Annotated in this window: 14 protein-coding genes; 3 read left to right on the plus strand and 11 right to left on the minus strand. The window is 55.7% G+C overall.

Features of this window, described 5'->3' with window-relative positions; translation table 11 throughout:
- Nucleotides 1-3: 3 nt before the first annotated feature.
- The 3 genes from NQ491_RS02520 to NQ491_RS02530 are packed head-to-tail and all read right to left on the minus strand — an operon-like array spanning nt 4 to nt 5015.
- On the minus strand, nt 4-1836 hold the full coding sequence (locus NQ491_RS02520) for a RagB/SusD family nutrient uptake outer membrane protein (RefSeq protein ID WP_081587382.1): 1833 nt from the start codon (nt 1834-1836) through the stop codon (nt 4-6).
- A gap of 19 nt (nt 1837-1855) precedes the next feature.
- Nucleotides 1856-2428 (minus strand): hypothetical protein, encoded by a 573-nt coding sequence (locus NQ491_RS02525; protein ID WP_259800666.1) that lies wholly within the window; start codon nt 2426-2428, stop codon nt 1856-1858.
- A 10-nt stretch (nt 2429-2438) separates the two neighbouring features.
- Nucleotides 2439-5015, minus strand: coding sequence for a SusC/RagA family TonB-linked outer membrane protein (locus NQ491_RS02530; protein WP_326929310.1), 2577 nt, complete (start codon nt 5013-5015; stop codon nt 2439-2441).
- Nucleotides 5016-5620: 605 nt separating this feature from the next.
- On the opposite strand from NQ491_RS02530, the gene NQ491_RS02535 reads away from it, so the two are divergent.
- From NQ491_RS02535 to NQ491_RS02545, 3 genes are all read left to right on the plus strand, one after another.
- Complete coding sequence (locus NQ491_RS02535; RefSeq protein WP_019244906.1) at nt 5621-7405, plus strand: hybrid sensor histidine kinase/response regulator transcription factor; 1785 nt, start codon at nt 5621-5623, stop codon at nt 7403-7405.
- 116 nt (nt 7406-7521) lie between these two features.
- A complete protein-coding gene (locus NQ491_RS02540; RefSeq protein ID WP_019244905.1) occupies nt 7522-8382 on the plus strand; it encodes a metal ABC transporter solute-binding protein, Zn/Mn family in 861 nt (286 codons plus the stop codon).
- Nucleotides 8357-9106: a metal ABC transporter ATP-binding protein gene (locus NQ491_RS02545; RefSeq protein WP_019244904.1), complete on the plus strand. Its 750-nt coding sequence runs from the start codon at nt 8357-8359 to the stop codon at nt 9104-9106. The genes NQ491_RS02540 and NQ491_RS02545 overlap by 26 nt, the downstream gene beginning before the upstream one ends.
- A 77-nt stretch (nt 9107-9183) precedes the next feature.
- Here the strand turns inward: NQ491_RS02545 and NQ491_RS02550 are convergent, their stop codons facing one another.
- The 8 genes from NQ491_RS02550 to NQ491_RS02585 all read right to left on the minus strand — a co-directional run bounded on the left by NQ491_RS02550 (nt 9184) and on the right by NQ491_RS02585 (nt 16945).
- On the minus strand, nt 9184-9468 hold the full coding sequence (locus tag NQ491_RS02550) for a hypothetical protein (protein ID WP_019244903.1): 285 nt from the start codon (nt 9466-9468) through the stop codon (nt 9184-9186).
- A gap of 277 nt (nt 9469-9745) precedes the next feature.
- Nucleotides 9746-11242, minus strand: a complete 1497-nt coding sequence (locus NQ491_RS02555) for a bifunctional ADP-dependent NAD(P)H-hydrate dehydratase/NAD(P)H-hydrate epimerase (RefSeq protein ID WP_019244902.1) — start codon at nt 11240-11242, stop codon at nt 9746-9748.
- 144 nt (nt 11243-11386) lie between these two features.
- Entirely contained in the window at nt 11387-12193 is an 807-nt protein-coding gene (locus NQ491_RS02560; protein ID WP_147524892.1) for a gamma-glutamyl-gamma-aminobutyrate hydrolase family protein, read from the minus strand.
- Nucleotides 12194-12416: 223 nt separating this feature from the next.
- The gene (gene nqrF, locus NQ491_RS02565; RefSeq protein ID WP_019244900.1) at nt 12417-13661 is read right to left on the minus strand and encodes an NADH:ubiquinone reductase (Na(+)-transporting) subunit F; all 1245 of its coding nucleotides are present in this window, start codon (nt 13659-13661) and stop codon (nt 12417-12419) included.
- 20 nt (nt 13662-13681) lie between these two features.
- The gene (nqrE, locus tag NQ491_RS02570) at nt 13682-14314 is read right to left on the minus strand and encodes an NADH:ubiquinone reductase (Na(+)-transporting) subunit E (RefSeq protein WP_019244899.1); all 633 of its coding nucleotides are present in this window, start codon (nt 14312-14314) and stop codon (nt 13682-13684) included.
- Between the two features lie 15 nt (nt 14315-14329).
- Nucleotides 14330-14980, minus strand: a complete 651-nt coding sequence (locus tag NQ491_RS02575; RefSeq protein ID WP_019244898.1) for an NADH:ubiquinone reductase (Na(+)-transporting) subunit D — start codon at nt 14978-14980, stop codon at nt 14330-14332.
- Complete coding sequence (gene nqrC, locus NQ491_RS02580) at nt 14973-15749, minus strand: NADH:ubiquinone reductase (Na(+)-transporting) subunit C (protein WP_019244897.1); 777 nt, start codon at nt 15747-15749, stop codon at nt 14973-14975. Before nqrC ends, NQ491_RS02575 begins: the two co-directional genes overlap by 8 nt.
- 11 nt (nt 15750-15760) lie before the next feature.
- Nucleotides 15761-16945, minus strand: coding sequence for an NADH:ubiquinone reductase (Na(+)-transporting) subunit B (locus NQ491_RS02585; RefSeq protein WP_026089495.1), 1185 nt, complete (start codon nt 16943-16945; stop codon nt 15761-15763).
- Between the last annotated feature and the right edge of the window lie 11 nt (nt 16946-16956).

The following is a 16956-nucleotide window of genomic DNA, read 5'->3' on the forward strand; positions in this document are numbered from 1 at the left end:
TTACTACCATCCCGGGTTCTGTGCCAATACACCGTTCGTTGTCAGAACGTCCGTCTGATAGAGCGGGAACAGATACCACTTCGACGACCATACGCGCGTCTCGTAAAGGAATTTCGAGAAAGTCGGATTTTCCATGTCGCCGGTAATCTTCATACCGTACATATTGCCTCCGATGTACTTGTCGCCCACTTTCCAGCGCTTGTAGTCAAAATAAATCTGATCCTCATAGCAAAGCTCGACGATACGCTCTTTGCGGATGCATTCGCGAACGTAAGCCTGATTGGCTTGGAAGCCGGGCTTATTCTCCAGCTTGGGCTGGCCGGCACGCTCGCGGACCATGTTCACGTACCGAAGAATTTCCGTCGAGTTGCTGGCATAATCCACCTCGTTGAGCGCCTCGGCGTACATCAGGTAAAGATCGGACAAACGCATGTAAGGCCAGAAAGCCTGCGGATAGTTGCCCAAACCTGCGATGTAATCGTCATCGAAGAACTTGGCGAGATAGTAGCCGGTGAAAGCCTGCTTACCTTCAGGATACTGGTCTCCGGCAGGCTCCATTCTCATGTCGAGGATGAAAGGACCTATGTTCTTGCCCAAACTGTAGCCATGATGATAGATAGTCGCGTTGAACCGGCGGTCCAGGTTATTGTAAGGATCGCTGACATTCTGCCAATAGTCGGAAGGCTGGTCGCTACCGTCGCGCAGCTCGTATTTGTCGACCATATTCTGCAACGGAATCAGATAGGTGCCGACCGTTCCTCTCAACTTCTTAAGCGTAGACCAGATGGTCACGCGCGATCCGGACTGGTAAGCCTCGCTGGCGTAAGAGTCGGCCGGGCGGGTACCCCAGATGATTTCGGGATTGCCTTTCGCCTTTCCGCTGGCGTCGATGTCGGGGAATTCGGTCACGGCAGCCTTGTAGTCTTTCACCGGATCGCCATATTTAGTATAGAGCGCATATCCGGCTCCGTGAGCCGCATTGATCGCCTCGAGGCAAGCATCAGCCGCTTCCTGCCAACGATTCTTGTCGTAGGTCTCGTGCTTGATCAGCTCCTGCTTGCTAAAGCTCGGATAGTACGACTGGTTGTTCTCGGGATTGAACAGCGGGCTGGCCGACCACAGCAGGACGCGGGCCTTCAGCATACGCAGAGCCACCTTGTTCACACGGCCGAACTCATTCACTGCGTTACGCTCGGGGAGCTCGGGCATAGCGATCGCCCGGTCGAGCAGGCTGCATATCGAATCGACCGTCCGCGAAATCGACATACGGGACATATCGACCGATTCGCCCATCGTAACGTAATGGTCGATCCAAGGCAGACCGCCGTAGCGCTTGAACATTTCGTAATAGCGCTGAGCGACCAGCCCCAAAGCCTCGGCCTTACGCTGATTGATATAACTCTGAGGCGTACCGTCGTTCACCATATCCACCTTGTCGTAGAAGTACCATGCGTTACGAATGGCAAACCAGTCGTAATCCCATTTGTCTTCACGATAGGGATTGATCGTACCGGCAGTCAGCAGACCTTCGTGGTACTGAGGATGTACGAAGTTATAACCGCCCTCCAAAGCCGTATCGGCCTCGTCGGAAGCGCACGAAATCGGAGCGAAGTAGATCAGGATACCCTGACTCCAAGGACCGTTACCGTTCAAGCAGGGCCAGCCCCACGGAAGCGACGAGTAAGGCGCGGCCAGCACTTTTTCGGCATTCTCGATGGTAGAGAACACCACCGCTTCCGTCTGTCCGGACACGTCGCTCGGTTCCTCCAAGAAGTCCTGACAAGACCACATCAACGAAGATGCCGACAATAATAATAATGCTATTTTTGTTTTCATCGTTGTATTATCTTTTTAATTAAAAGGTAATGGAAACACCTACGTTATAGATCTGCATAAGCGGATAGAACAAAGTACGGTGCTGAATACTTTCAGGATCGAAGTTCTTCATCTGGTGGGTAGGAGTCCATGTCCATACGTTCTGAGCCGTCAGGAACACCCGAAGGTTGTCGATGCCGATCGACTTCATCCACTTCTGAGGCAGGTTATAGCCCAGCTCGACATTCTTCAACCGGAGGTAAGTCGCGTCGTAAGCCCAGAAGCTCGAGTTCACGAAGTTACCGCTCTGCTGGTTGTTCGTCGTGTGCAGGATCGGATACCACTTGCTGCGTCCCGTCGGAGTCCAGCGCTCTTCCACACCGCCGAAAGCGGCACCGCCCTCGAAGAAGTGTACCCGGTTCTCCTGCTGAGGCATATAGTAGAAGCCGGCGCCTCCCTGAAACAGCATCGAAAAGTCCAAACCCTTGTAGTTGAATCCCAGCGAAGCCGTAAACGTCGAACGGGGCATATTCGAGTTACCGAAATAAACGCCGTCCTTGTCGTCGATCTTCATGTCGCCGTTCACGTCCTTGAACTTCAGGTCGCCCGGCACGGGATTCGGATTATAGATTATAGGTGTTGTACGGATTGTTCGGATCGTTGATCTCTTCGTAGCTGTCGAAAATACCCTCGCAGATCAGACCGGATATTTCATCCAGCATATGGCCCGTCGCATACTGATAGGGATAATCCTTCGAGCTTTCGGAAAGTTGCAAAGTCTTATTGATCGTGTAAGCATAGGACCCCTTTACGAAATAGGAGAAATTCTTGCCGATCGTACCGTCCCATCCGAGTTCGACCTCGAATCCCTGGTTCCGTACCTTAGCGTAGTTTTCCTTGTTCGTCAGATAAAGAGTATGGTAGCCGTTGGCCTGAGCATTCGTCTGGAAATCGGGGAATACGAAAGACGGATAGGTCACCATATCGGTCAGAATGTCCGAACGCATCTCCTTGTAAATATCGAACACGAAGCTGAGACGGTCGTCGAAGAACTTGGCGTCGATACCGAGATTGTACTTCTTAGCCGTTTCCCACGTCACATTGTAGTTCGGAGCCTTACCCTCCTGAATAGGTCTCAGCGTAGTGTGCTGCGGGTTACTCTGGTCTCCGACATAGTACACGGTACCTCCGGGAAGACCGCCGAACGTCGTAGGCAGATAGAGGAAGCGCGAGTTCGTCCGGTCGTTACCTACCTCACCGTAGGAACCGCGGATCTTCAGGAAGCTGACCGTCTTGCGGATGCTTTCCATGAAAGGCTCTTCCGAAATAGCCCAGCCCACAGCCACTGCGGGGAACGTACCGAAGCGCTGCCCTTTCGGGAAGTTCTCGGAACCGTTGATACCGATGCTGAAGTCGAGGAAGTAGCGGCTCTTATAATTATAGGTAGCACGTCCTACGAAGCCCAGATAGGCATGCGGGACATCGGCGAAAGAAGACTCGTAGTAGCGGCTTTTCTCCATGTTGTACATCGCCAAAGCGGTTACGCTATGATCGCCGAACGAGCGAGCGTAATTCAACGATACCTCGGCGTACTCCTTGCGGCGCTTCTGGGAACCAACAGCACTCGAAGTCAGCGGACCGTCGTTGCCGCTCTTCTGCATATAGATCGTTCCGTCCTCCAGCTCGATCGGACGATAGGTGGCATACTGACGCTGGCGGTTATAACCTGCATCGCTGAAACTGTCGAACGAATACTTACCCTGAGCGGGAAGTCCCTTGGTAATGAAATCGAGGTCGTACTTCAGCGAGAAGACCGTATTGGCGGTCACCTGATTGCGGGTGTAGTTACCTCCGGCGAACAGCATCGTGATGATCGTCGGATTGGGGTCCGTTCCGGTAACGATGTAACGGTTGTCCGCGTCGAAACCGGCCGTCGACCAAGGCTTGGCCTGATAGAGCTTCCAGAAGAACTGGTTGTCGCCCGGCGAGTTGTTACCCTGACGGCGCTCGAAACGTCCGTCGATATTGATGCTGGCGGACAGCCTCTTGGTGAACTGGAAGTCGAGGTTGGTTCTCAGAGACAAACGGCGGTATTCGTTATTCGGGTTGAAACCATAACCCGCTTTTTTCTTCACCAGACCGTCCTCGCTGTAATAACCTACCGAAGCGTAATACTTAACGAAGTCGTTACCGCCCCGGACGCTCACGTTGTGCTCGGTCTTGGGCGAATACTTCTTCAGTACATAGTCCGCATAGTCCATGCTCGGATAGAGGTAGTCGTTGAAATGGTAGCGGTATTTCATCAGGTCCTCGAAACTGGTCGTAGCGCCCGTACCGTCGTTATAACCCATTTCGTTCTGATAATAGAGATATGCATAAGAGCCGATATTGTGACGCAGACGAGTCGGCACCGACAGACCGAAGCTACCCGAATAGGTAACGGTCGCCTTGCCGCTCAAACCTTTCTTCGTCGTGATGATCAGTACGCCGTTGGCGCCCTTCACACCGTACACGGCGGTCGCGGAAGCGTCCTTCAGAATCGTCACGGACTCGATATCGTTCGGGTTGATCGTTTCCCAGCCCGACATATATCCTTTCATCAGGTCGGCATTCGCGCTTTCCTGAATACGTCCGCCCGACGAACGTTCGACACCGTCGACGATAACCAACGGGTCCGCATTGTTCAGCGTAGCCTTTCCTCGGATTCGGATCGTCGGAGCCTCCGCACCCGGCTGACCCGAGTTCTGCATCGTGGTCAGACCGGTCAAACGTCCGGTCAGAGCCGATCCGACGTTGCCGACGGGCGCCTTCATGATGTCCTTGGCCGTCGCCGAAGAAAGAGAAGCGACCACGGACGCCTTTTTCTGCGTACCGTAAGCGATCACGACCGTCTCGTCGAGCGCCTGCTGTTCGGTCTCCAGCTCAATCCTCAGATCCTTGACAGGACCTTTGACAGTTTGGTTTTGAGGAACATAACCGAGAAAACTGATCGCCAGCTCGGCCGGAAACTTATCGACGTCAATCGAGAAAAGTCCCCCCGGGCCCGTCATAACACCCTTCGTTGTGCCTTTCAGGAGAACGGTCGCGCCGATAACCCCATTCCCGGATTCATCGACCACCGTTCCCGATACCATATTTTGCCCCATACCGTAAAGGGTGCAAAAGCAAAATAAACACAAGATTAGTAATTTTTTCATCATAAGTTAGTTCATTAAAATGGTAGTTTTCAAGTTTAAAATCCGATCTCTCATTCTCATCTGCATTTTGTCATACACTCTATTTTGAAGTTTAAGTTAATAATGTTTGAAACAGTAGGTCATACGGACATTTTCATCCCGCATTTTTGCTTATACAATATTACATAATAGCTAATAATCGTTCTTGTCAATCCATACCAAAATATATCGCAAACGTTCAATATTCGCCAATAATTATTACATTTGTTTCAAAAGTATTCCCTTTGTCTCTTTTCCGACCCGCAAACGGACTTTTTAAGAAAAAGGTGCCGCCCACGTCGAGAACGGAGTGAAGAATACACGGTCAACAAAGAAGTCGTTTGAATCAAAACAACATAAAACAATAAAAATCAACATGTTAAAACACAACAAAACATCCGACAAACAGCATTGCCCCGCTCTTATCCGGCACGAATTCAAAAAACAAGCATCCGTTCCGCCGCATTCGCCATCTCAAAAATAGCAAGAATGTTCAATATAAACGAACGATTGGAGTAAATTGATATCCTATCCCGGCAAAATAAGCGCTACACGCCGGCAAGCGTCATCAGAACCAAAAGAACCTCTTCATGGAAACCGACATGTGGATACTGGCCACCTCTTCTTCCTTAGCGGACGCCGACCTGCCATGGATCAACCCGATAGCAATCGCGGTTGCCGTCTTACTTATCATCACGGCCGCTTATTTCGTCGTCAAGGCCCATATAGATAAAAAACTGGCGAAAGAAAGGGAGGCCATGATCCGATCGCAGCAGGAACAGGAACTGAAAACGGCCCAAAACAAAATCCGATTCCTGACCAACGTGTCTCAGCAACTGTTCACTCCGCTGACGCTCATATACGCCCCCGTCAACGAACTGCTGCGACGGACCAGAGACAGCAGGGATCCCGTCCCGACTCACGATGCCTACTGCCTCTCCGAAATCGAGCGCAACAGCCTCCGCCTCATCCGATTGATCGAGCAGCAGCTCGACTATGAGAAACTGGACCAGGGACAACTGACACTTCAGATCGGTCCGTCCGACATCATACCGCGTATCCGGAACGTGATAAACGGGTTCAATCGTATATCGGGAGAGAAAAACATCGATATACATTTGGACTGCCCGTACGACTCGCTGGTCCTGCCGGTCGATTCCGACAAACTGGAGAAGATAGCAGCCAACCTGATCGGACATACGCTGAAAAACATCCGCCCCAACGCAACGGTCTGGATCGAACTCCGGGTAACCGTCGAACCCGACTCTATTTTCGGGCTCAAAGGAATCCACGACAAATACCTTCAAATCAATATAATAGACAACGGAAGCCTGTTGTCCGAAGAAAATTTGAGCCATTTGTTCGAGCGTTATCGCCGGGCCGGCAAAGAGGAGATACAAAACGAGTTCGGAATCGACTTACATTATGTTAAAAAATTGACCGAGCTGCACGGCGGCAGAGTCATCGCGCGACGGCGCCAGACGGAAGGCACGGTATACAGCGTCATTCTCCCGGCAGACCGATACGACAAGTCTTCACACCCGAATTCGGCTCCGGATTCGTCCCTGCCCGCATTGAATCCTCCGCAACCGCCGGCCGAGGACGACAGAGAGGGGAAGACCCCGGATCGAACGATTCTGGTCGCCGTCGACGATCCGGAGCTCGGTCTGTTCCTCCGAACGATCCTGATGCAGAGTTGCCGGATCGTTACGGCGACCGACGGCCAACAGGCATACGAAAAGACCGAAGAGATCCGCCCGAATCTGATCGTATGCGACCTGAGTCCGGCTTCGAGGATGTTCGACTTGTGCAGAAAGATGAAAGGCAACGACCATACGGCCCGCATCCCCGTCATTCTGCTGCTATCTCAGACCGAAACGGATGGTCAGATCGCGGGCTATGACAGCGGAGCGGATATCTGCCTGCCGAAGCCTTTCAAGGCCGAGCTACTGGCAAGCATCGTCGAGAACAGACTGGAAAAAGAGCCGCAAAAAGAAAAAATATCGCAGACCGTAGCGGAAGAGAAACCGGAATCGCCGGATCGAAACGATCTGCACCCGCTGGATCAGAAATTCATGGAAAAACTGTACAAGTTCATCGAGGAGAATCTTTCCGATCAGGATCTGAGCGTTAACACCTTAGGAAAAAACCTCGGTTTCAGCCGCACCAGCTTCTATCGGAAGATCAAGCAACTGACGGGACAGACCCCGAACGATTTCCTGCGCATATACCGACTGAACCGCTCGGCCGAGCTGATCCGCGAAGGACAGTTTCCGCTGAACGAAATCGCCGAGATGACAGGGTTCGGAACGCACTCCCATTTCTCGACCTGCTTCAAAAAACACTTCGGAATCAGTCCGAGAAATTTCAAATAGAGCGAAGCGCGCACGAAAACGGGACCGGGAGCGCCCGATCCTCGAAAGTTTGCGTACTTTTGGGGAAAATATCCGGAGTGCGAAAAATGATAATGCATATTCTGAAGTCAAACGCTATGAAGAGATGCCTGCCGGCCATTCTGTCAGGCATGCTGCTGGCCGCCTGCTCCGTCGCCGAACCGCCGCGCGAACAGTTGTCGGTCAGCATCGAGCCGCTGAATTTCCTGACCCGCCAGATTGCAGGCGACGATTTCGAGATCAACGTACTGGTCCCTCCGGCCGCCAGTCCGGAAACCTACGAGCCTACGCCGGCTCAGATGAAGCGAGTGGCCAACTCGGCGGCATACGTCGAGATCGGACTGCTCGACTTCGAGCATAATCTGGAGCGGTCGATCCGTGAAAACATGTCCGGCGTACGGATCGTCCGCACGGCAGACAGCGTGCCCGTCCTGACCGGCGGACATGGGCACGGACACGACGGGCACGGAACCGATCCGCATATCTGGACCTCGCCCCGCAATCTGCGCGTCATGGCAGCGACCCTCCTGAGCCAACTCGAAAGCATGTACCCCGACTCGACCCGCTACCGAGAGAACTACGAACGTTTCGCGAACCGCATGGATTCGCTCGACCACGCACTGCAAGCGATATTCGCCGACGGTCCCCGCACCTTCGTCATTTACCATCCGGCCCTTTCCTACATGGCCCGCGATTACGGTCTGACTCAGTTGGCCATCGAGGACGAAGGCAAGGAGCCCTCCGGAAACCATGTCAGGACGCTCGTAGACGAAGCCCGAAACGCCCGAATTTCCCGGATTCTCTATCAACGGCAGTTCAGCCGCTCGACGGTCGAAGCGCTGGCGTCCGAACTGGAAGCCGAAACGGTAGCCATCGACCCGCTGGGATACGACATTCCGTCCAACCTGCTTTTCATAGCCCATTCGATAGCCCATGACCAAACTGATCGAACTCAATGACGTATCGGTACGATACGGGGCGTGCGAGGCGCTGAGCCACGTCTATCTGGATATTCATCAGCAAGACTTTCTCGGGATCATCGGACCGAACGGCGGCGGTAAGACCACGCTGGTCAAGGCGATTCTCAAGGCGGTTCCGTACACGGGGAAAGTCTCCTACTCGAAAGAGATCGAGAGCGGCGGATACCGCCGTATCGGATATATGCCTCAGATTTCGGATCTGGATAAGACGTTCCCCATTTCGGTGCGCGAGGTCGTTCTTTCGGGCCTTCAGGCACGCAAGAAACTGTTCGGCCGGTACACTTCCGCCGACAGGGAAAAAGCCGAAAATCTGCTTCGTATCTGCGGAATCGAATCGGTCGCCCGACGGCCGATCGGCGCCCTGTCGGGCGGACAACTGCAACGGGCCCTGCTCGGGCGGGCTCTGATTTCCGATCCGAAACTGCTGATTCTGGACGAACCGACCAATTTCGTCGACAACCGGTTCGAGAAGGAGCTTTACGCGCTGCTCAAACAATTCAACGACAAAATGGCCATCGTCATGGTATCGCACGATCTGGGAACGATTTCCTCCCATGTCAAGCAAATCGTCTGCGTCAACCGCCATGTGCATCGACACGACTCCAACCGCATCACGGCGGAGCAGTTGCACAACTACGACTGCCCGATACAGGTCGTCTTTCACGGCGACGTGCCGCATACGGTGCTCGAAAAGCACTCGTAAAACACGCGGAGAAGCTCCGGGAGCTTCTCCGCACTTTTTTCTATTCTTCCCGCACAGACGTGCGGAGCACTTTCAGGCTATTTGCAAATGCCGCTGAGCTTCTCGAACATCGCATCCACGCGGGACATCATCTCGCGGCGCATCTGAGCGTAATGCTTCCGCACGAGGCTTCTGTTCTTTTTGTCCGCCGGGTGATTCGCACGCACGAACAGCTCATTGCGGAACTCGACCGCCTCCTCGATCACGGCCACGATTTGCTCGCGCTTGGCGTCGTCGTTGAAGTAGAGGGCCATATAGCAGTCCGAAATCACCTCGTTGGCCAGAAAGTCTATATCTCTCTTGATTCTCCTGATACTTGCCATAACCTATTTTTTAGTATTTGAATGAAGCAAAGATAGATAAAAAAAGCGGATTCGGGAAATTTTATGCGGAGGAAGACGACGCAAGGCGCGCTCGCGCACCGCAATCGCCCTCTTTACTATTCGCCGCCCGCTCAAGGCATATTCGCGCATGTCTTCAAGAAACGGACCGCTATCTCGGACTTTTCAAACGGCCGCCTCCCGGCTTTCTCGACACGATACTCCCGTCAGTACGGCATCTAAACGGCGCACGGCATGAGCGCATCAGAAATACCCCGCCCTATCCGTCGTCCCGCCCGAAGATTTCCTGCTGCGCCTCCGAAAGGAAGTCGATCAGATCGCCCGCATTCATCGCCTCCTGCCCGTAATAATCGGCTGCCCTGTCACCGGCCCGGCCGTGCAGGTAAACGCCCAGAATCGCAGCCGCCAGCGGCTCGTACCCGCGAGCGAGCAGACCGGCCAGAAAACCGGTCAGCACGTCTCCGCTGCCGCCTTTGGCCATGCCCGGGTTGCCGGACGAATTGAAGAAGCAGCGACCGTCCGAAGAACAGACCATCGTATGCGCGCCCTTCACGACCACGCAACAGCCGAGACGGGAGGCCAAATCGCGCGTTTTTTCGATCTTTTCGTCTTCCGAGGCCCAATCCCCCGCCAACCGGCGCAACTCGCCCAAATGAGGCGTCAGAATCGATCCGCGAGCGACGAGCCGCTGAAGCTCGGTACGGGCTGACAGCATATTCAGCGCATCGGCATCGATCACGGCCGGCAGCCCGGCCCTCAAAAGAGCCTCCAGAGCCTCGAAAGAGCGGGGGTCCTGCCCTACTCCGGGACCGACTCCCACCGCATCGTAGCGCCCCATATCCCTCGGCAGCCGAGAAAACACGGGTTCCGGATCGCCGCTGACAATGGCCGAAGGCGAGTTAGCATGGACCGACACCCTTTCGGACCGAGGCAGATGAACGGTCACCAGCCCGCATCCCGAGCGCAGGGCGGCCCCCGTCGCCAGAACGGCGGCTCCGGCCATATCTTCCGAGCCGCAAACGAGCAGCGCATGTCCGCAGTTCCCCTTATGGGCGAATTTCGGACGGGACAAAGGCAAGCGGGCCGCAGCCGCCGCGTCGGTATAGAAATAGAGAGACTCGGCCCGATCCATATACTCCTCGCTCAGGCCGATCGGCAACACGACGACCTCGCCGGCCGCCTCGCCCCCCTCCGGAAGCAGCAAGGCCAGTTTCGGAAACTCCAGCGTCAGCGTCGTCGTCGCCCGGACCGTCGTACGCCCGGCGTTTCCGAACTCGGAGAACATTCCCGACGGCAAATCGATCGACACGACCCGGCAGCCGCTCGAATTGATCCGTCGGACCGCCCCGAGCAGGGGCTCGGTCAACTCGCCCCGCACGCCCGTCCCGAGCAGCGCATCGACGATCACCGTACCCTCCGGCAGCGACGCCTCGGCCATCGGACGCACGGACAGACCGCGAGGAAGACGCTCCAGATTGAATCGGCACTCCTCGGAGAGTTCATCCCGGCCGAACGCGAGATATACCGCGCAGGAAAAGCCTGCCCGGTGCAGCATCCGGGCTACGGCCAGTCCGTCCCCTCCGTTATTGCCCTTGCCTACGAAAAAAGCCAGCGGGCACTCCGGCCGGACATGCCCGGCCACCCACTGCGCGATACTCTCCGAAGCACGCTCCATCAGAGCGATGCTGTCGATCGGCTCGCGGGCGATCGTATAGCGATCGGCCTCACGAATCCGACTACCCGTTAAAATCTTCATAACCGACAGTATATCTGAACAAATTTTCCGTCCGATGTCCGCCCTTACGCAACAGGGACTCCGATATGCCCCCGCAAAACCTCCCCACCGAGCCGCTCCGGTCCGCACCCGCAGGACAAACCTTCACCCCGACGTACCGCCACCTCAACGCTTTCGTCCGGCCGGGGAACCGGACATCTCGCGCGCGGCTTCCCGGACCAAGTGGACGAAAAATTTCCGCATCGTCGTATCGCCCGCCGCAGTATGAGCCTCGGGATGAAACTGTACGCCGAGCACGCGAATCCGCGGATCGAGCGGCTCGATCGCCTCGACGACTCCGTCGCGCGTGCAGGCCGTCGCACGGAATCCGGGCGCCACATCGCGCACGGCCTGATGATGGAAAGAGTTCGTCCACAACGTATCCGACCCGGTAATCCGTCGCACGAGCGACTCTTCGGCTACGGCTACCGCATGCGTCGCCTTGCTCGAGGGCAGGGACTGGCTGTGGCTGACCGAACGGTCGGCATACTCGCTGGGCAGGTCCTGGTACAGCGTTCCGCCGAAAGCCACATTGATCAGCTGCTCGCCGCGGCAAATGCCCAGCACGGGAATATCCCGACGCAGAGCAAGGTCAAGCAACGCGAAATCGTATGCGTCGCGAACCGTGTCGACATGCCCCAGCGCAGCGGAGGGCTCCGCATCGAAACGGGCCGGATCGACGTCGCCTCCTCCGATCAGCACCAAACCGTCGAGCCGTTCAAACAAACGGCTCAGGCAGGCCGTATCCCTCATCAGCGGAATGACGACGGGGATTCCTCCGGCCGCCTGCACGGCATCGACGTAAGTCCTCGTAACGCGAACCCGGCCTTCGTCGCAAGACTCCGACACGCCGATCAACGGCGGGCGAGCCCCCGAAAGGCTCCACGAACAGCAAGCGACAGACAAGCAAAACAATAAGACTATCTTTTTCATAAGCGCACTCAAAATAACCGGCAGGCAAACCGGCCTCCTTTCCGTCGTGCCCGAGCAAAACCGCAGCGGAACCGCCGTAATCCGCCCATACGACCGATACGGGAAAAAGCAGAGAACACCGGCCGGCCGTTCCTTCCCCTTAAAATATCCCGAAGAGCCGGACGGCGGAGCCGTACCCTGCCCCGCCGTCCGGCTTTTCTGCAAATACGATACGAATCGGCCCTTATGCACCGAAATTGTCGTACATGATGTTCTCTTCCGGGACGCCCAGACTGTCGAGCATCTTGGTCATCGCGGCGGTCATCATCGGCGGACCGCAGAGATAGTATTCGATATCCTCGGGCGCTTCGTGATTCTTCAGGTAGTTGTCGAAAATCACCTGATGGATGAAACCGACGTAACCCTTCCAGTTGTCTTCCTCCTTGGGTTCCGATAGCGCGATATGGAACTTGAAGTTCGGAAATTCCTTCTCGATCTCCTCGAACTGTTCCTCGTAGAAAATCTCGCGCTTCGAGCGAGCCCCGTACCAGAACGTTACCGGAGTCCGAATTTTCTCGGTTTTGAACAAATGGAAGATATGCGAGCGCATCGGAGCCATGCCGGCACCGCCGCCGACGAACATCTTTTCGTTCGGAGTATCCTTAACGAAAAATTCGCCGTAAGGACCCGAGATAGTCACCTTGTCGCCCGGCTTGCGCGAGAAGATATAGGACGAGCAGATGCCCGGATTGACTTTCATGAAAGCTCCTGCCGTACGGTCCCAAGGCGGCGTGGCTATACGGATGTTGAGCATGATGATGTTGCCTTCGGCCGGATGATTGGCCATCGAGTAGGCCCGGAACGTCGGCTCGGGATTCTTCGTAACCAGATCCCACATTTTCATATGGTCCCAGTCCTCGCGGTATTCCTGTTCGACGTCGAAGTCGCGGAAGCGGATCTCGTCGTATTTCGGGATGTCGATCTGAATGTAGCCTCCCGAGCGGAACTTCAGATGCTCGCCTTCGGGCAGCTTGACGACGAATTCCTTGATAAAGGTCGCCACATTGCGGTTAGAAACCACCTCGCACTCCCATTTCCTGACGCCGAGGACGGCTTCGGGAACCTTGATCTTCATATCCTCCTTTACCTTGACCTGACAGCCCAAACGCCATTTCTCGGCCTGCTGCCGACGCGTGAAGAAGTTGACCTCGGTGGGCAGAATGTCGCCGCCGCCCTCAAGCACCTGACAGCGGCACATGCCGCACGAACCGCCGCCGCCGCAGGCCGACGGGAGGAAAATCCCGTTGTTGCCGAGCGTCGTAAGCAACGTGCTGCCGGGCTCGACGGTCAGTTGTTTTTCTCCGTCGTTGATGTCGATACGGACCTCTCCGGAAGGAGTCAGTTTCGCTTTGGCATAGAGCAGCAGAACGACCAGCAGGAGCGTTACTACGAGAAATGCCGCGATTGCTATGATGATTGATAATCCCATCTCTACCTTGTGATTTTAAGTTACAACTGAATCCCCATGAACGTCATGAACGCAATCCCCATCAGACCGGTCAGAATGAAGGTGATACCCGCGCCGCGAAGCGGAGCCGGTACGTTCGAGTAGGCGATCTTCTCCCGAATGGCGGCGATCAGCACGATAGCGAGCCACCAGCCGATGCCCGATCCTGCCGCGAAAGAGACAACCTCTCCCATCGAAGCATAATCGCGCTCCTGCATGAACAGCGAGCCGCCTAAAATCGCGCAGTTCACGGCGATCAGCGGCAGGAAGATACCCAGCTGGTTATACAGCGCCGGAGCGAATTTCTCGACGACCATCTCGACGAGCTGCACGAACGAGGCGATCACGGCGATGAATATGATAAAGCTTAGAAAGCTCAGGTCGATCTCGCTGGCGCCCCCCGGCCCGTATGCCGGATCGATCCAGCCGAGCGCGCCCGGAGAAAGGACGTATTCGTTGAGCAGATAGTTGATCGGAACGGTCATCACCATGACGAAAGTCACGGCGATGCCGAGTCCCATAGCCGTCTTGACGCTCTTGCTGACGGCGATGTAGGAACACATACCGAAGAAGAACGCGAAGACCATGTTGTCTATGAAGATAGACCGAACGAATATGCTGATAATGTTTTCCATGTTCTGCCGGATTTACTATTTCTCAATCAGATTACGGTTGCGGCTACGCTGCACCCAGATGATCAGTCCGACGCAAATCAGCGCCATCGGCGGCAGGATCATCAGGCCGTTGTTGACGTACCCGGTCTGATACAGCCCGATCTTCTCGAACACAGGATAGCCCCACAGCGTACCCGAGCCGAGCAACTCTCGGACGAATCCGAGAATGATCAGAATCAGTCCGTATCCCATACCGTTCCCGAGACCGTCCAAAAACGAAGGCCACGGCTTGTTACCCAGCGCGAACGCTTCGATACGCCCCATGATGATGCAATTGGTGATAATCAGCCCGACGAAGACCGAAAGCTGCTTGCTCACGTCGTAGACGTAAGCCTTGAGCACCTGGTCTACGAGAATTACCAGCGAGGCGACGACGACCAGCTGGACGATGATGCGGATCCGCGACGGAATACCCTTGCGGATCAACGATATGATCAGGTTCGAAAAAGCGGTTACGACCGTCACCGACAAAGCCATGACGAAAGCAGGCTTCAGCTTGGCCGTCACGGCGAGCGCCGAGCAAATGCCCAATATCTGTACCGTAATAGGATTATTCTGTCCGAAAGGCGAGGTCAGCAGCTTCAGGTTTTTGGCCGAAAAAAGCGGCTCGCGTTCTTGGTTACTCATGGCTTTCCGAATTTTTGGTTGACACTTCGTTCCCGGCCGTCTCGCCGAGCTGCTTTTCGATATAAGCATCATAATCGCTCAAGCAATTTTTCAGCATTTTTTCCACGCCTACGCTCGTCAGCGTACCGCCCGAGACGGCATCGACCGCATACGGATCGTCGTCGGGCGCTCCGCCCTTAACGAGCCGTATGGCCACGACCCGGCCGTTCTCGAGAATATGCTTGCCCTTGAACTGAGCCTGAAAGGCGGCCGTCGAAATCTCGGCGCCCAGCCCCGGAGTCTCGCTCTTATGATCGAAGACGACTCCGTTGACGGTATCCCAGTTGTCGGCCAGCGCGACATAGCCCCAGACAGGCCCCCACAGACCGGCTCCCCAAACGGGAATCACGTAGCTCGTGACGCCTTCGTCGTTCCGGCTGACGAAAACGGGCAGGCTGCGCTCGGCGGCAGGCTTGTCGTATTCGGCCTTCAGGTTCGTCAGCAAGGCGAACGCGTTCGCTCCATCGACCCGATCGCCCTCGACATTGACGGCATAGCTGTCGACGATGTATTTCTTATACTGCTCGTTGATGTAGGCCGCCTTGTCTTTTACCAGATCGGCGTCGCCGCCCTCGCCGATCGAGCGGAGAATATCCCCCATTTTCTCGACCCTCGCGTTCTCGGCCTGTACGCCCTTGAGCGACAAAGCCGCGAACGAGAGCACCGCCGCGACGATCACGACCATGACCGCCGCGTAGGCGATTATATAGGTATTGCTGTTCTTATTCATAGCGTTGCACGTTATTTAGCGGGTTTCAAACGACGGTTCCGGCGACGGACATTGGCCTGTACGACATAGTAGTCGATCAGCGGAGCGACGGCGTTCATGAACAGGATCGAAAGCATCATACCCTCCGGATAGCCCGGATTGACGACGCGGATCAGCACGGCCAATGCGCCGATCAGAAATCCGTAAATCCATTTGCCGGTGTTGGTCTGGCTCCCGGTCACCGGATCGGTCGCCATGAACACGGCTCCGAAAGCGAAGCCGCCCAAAATCAGGTGATAGTAGGCCGGAATATTCATGTACGCATTCAGGCCGATCAGATTGAACAGCAGGCCGGTCAGGTATCCGCCGGCGAACACGCTCAGCATGATCCGCCAGCTGGCCACGCCGGTCCAAAGCAGGATGACGGCTCCGATCAGGATCGCGAGCGTCGAGGTCTCGCCTATGCATCCCGGAATCGTTCCCAAGAACCAGTCCCACGGGCCGCCTTGCGTCCATTGTATCTGCGACGAGCCGGTCAGTACGGCCGAAGCGGCGTCTGTCAGCGGCGTGGCCCCCGAAAAGCCGTCGACGATCCCCTCGCCCTTGGTCAGGCCGGCAATCCAGATTTTCTCGCCGGAAATGTAGGGCGTATAGGCGAAGAAGATGAACGCCCGCGCCAGCAGGGCGGGATTGAAGACATTCATGCCCGTTCCCCCGAACACCTCCTTGCCGATGATGACGGCGAAAGCGGTCGCGACGGCCACCATCCACAGCGGCACGTCGACCGGCATCACCAGCGGAATCAGCAGGCCGCTGACCAGAAAGCCCTCGTTGACCTCGTGACCGCGGATCTGGGCCGAAACGAACTCGATGCCGAGGCCCACGACGTACGATACGACGATAATGGGCAACACCTTCCAGAAACCGAAGCCGAAACAGGTCCACAGCGAGGCGTCCGCAACGCCCGTCGCGCGGAAATGCTGCAGGCCCGTGTTGTACATGCCGAAAAGCAAGGCCGGCATCAGCGCCATGACGACGACGATCATCACCCGCTTCAGATCGATGCTGTCGCGGATATGGCTGCCGTTGCGCGTCACATGATCGGGCACGAACAGAAATGTCTCGAACGCATCGAACGTCGAGTGCAATTTTTCAAACCGGCCCCCCTTCTCGAAGCTCGGCTTGATTCTATCCATCAGTTTTCTTATTCCTTTCATTTTCGGTGCGG

The sequence above is a fragment of the Alistipes ihumii AP11 genome, assembly GCF_025144665.1.
GTDB lineage: Bacteria > Bacteroidota > Bacteroidia > Bacteroidales > Rikenellaceae > Alistipes_A > Alistipes_A ihumii.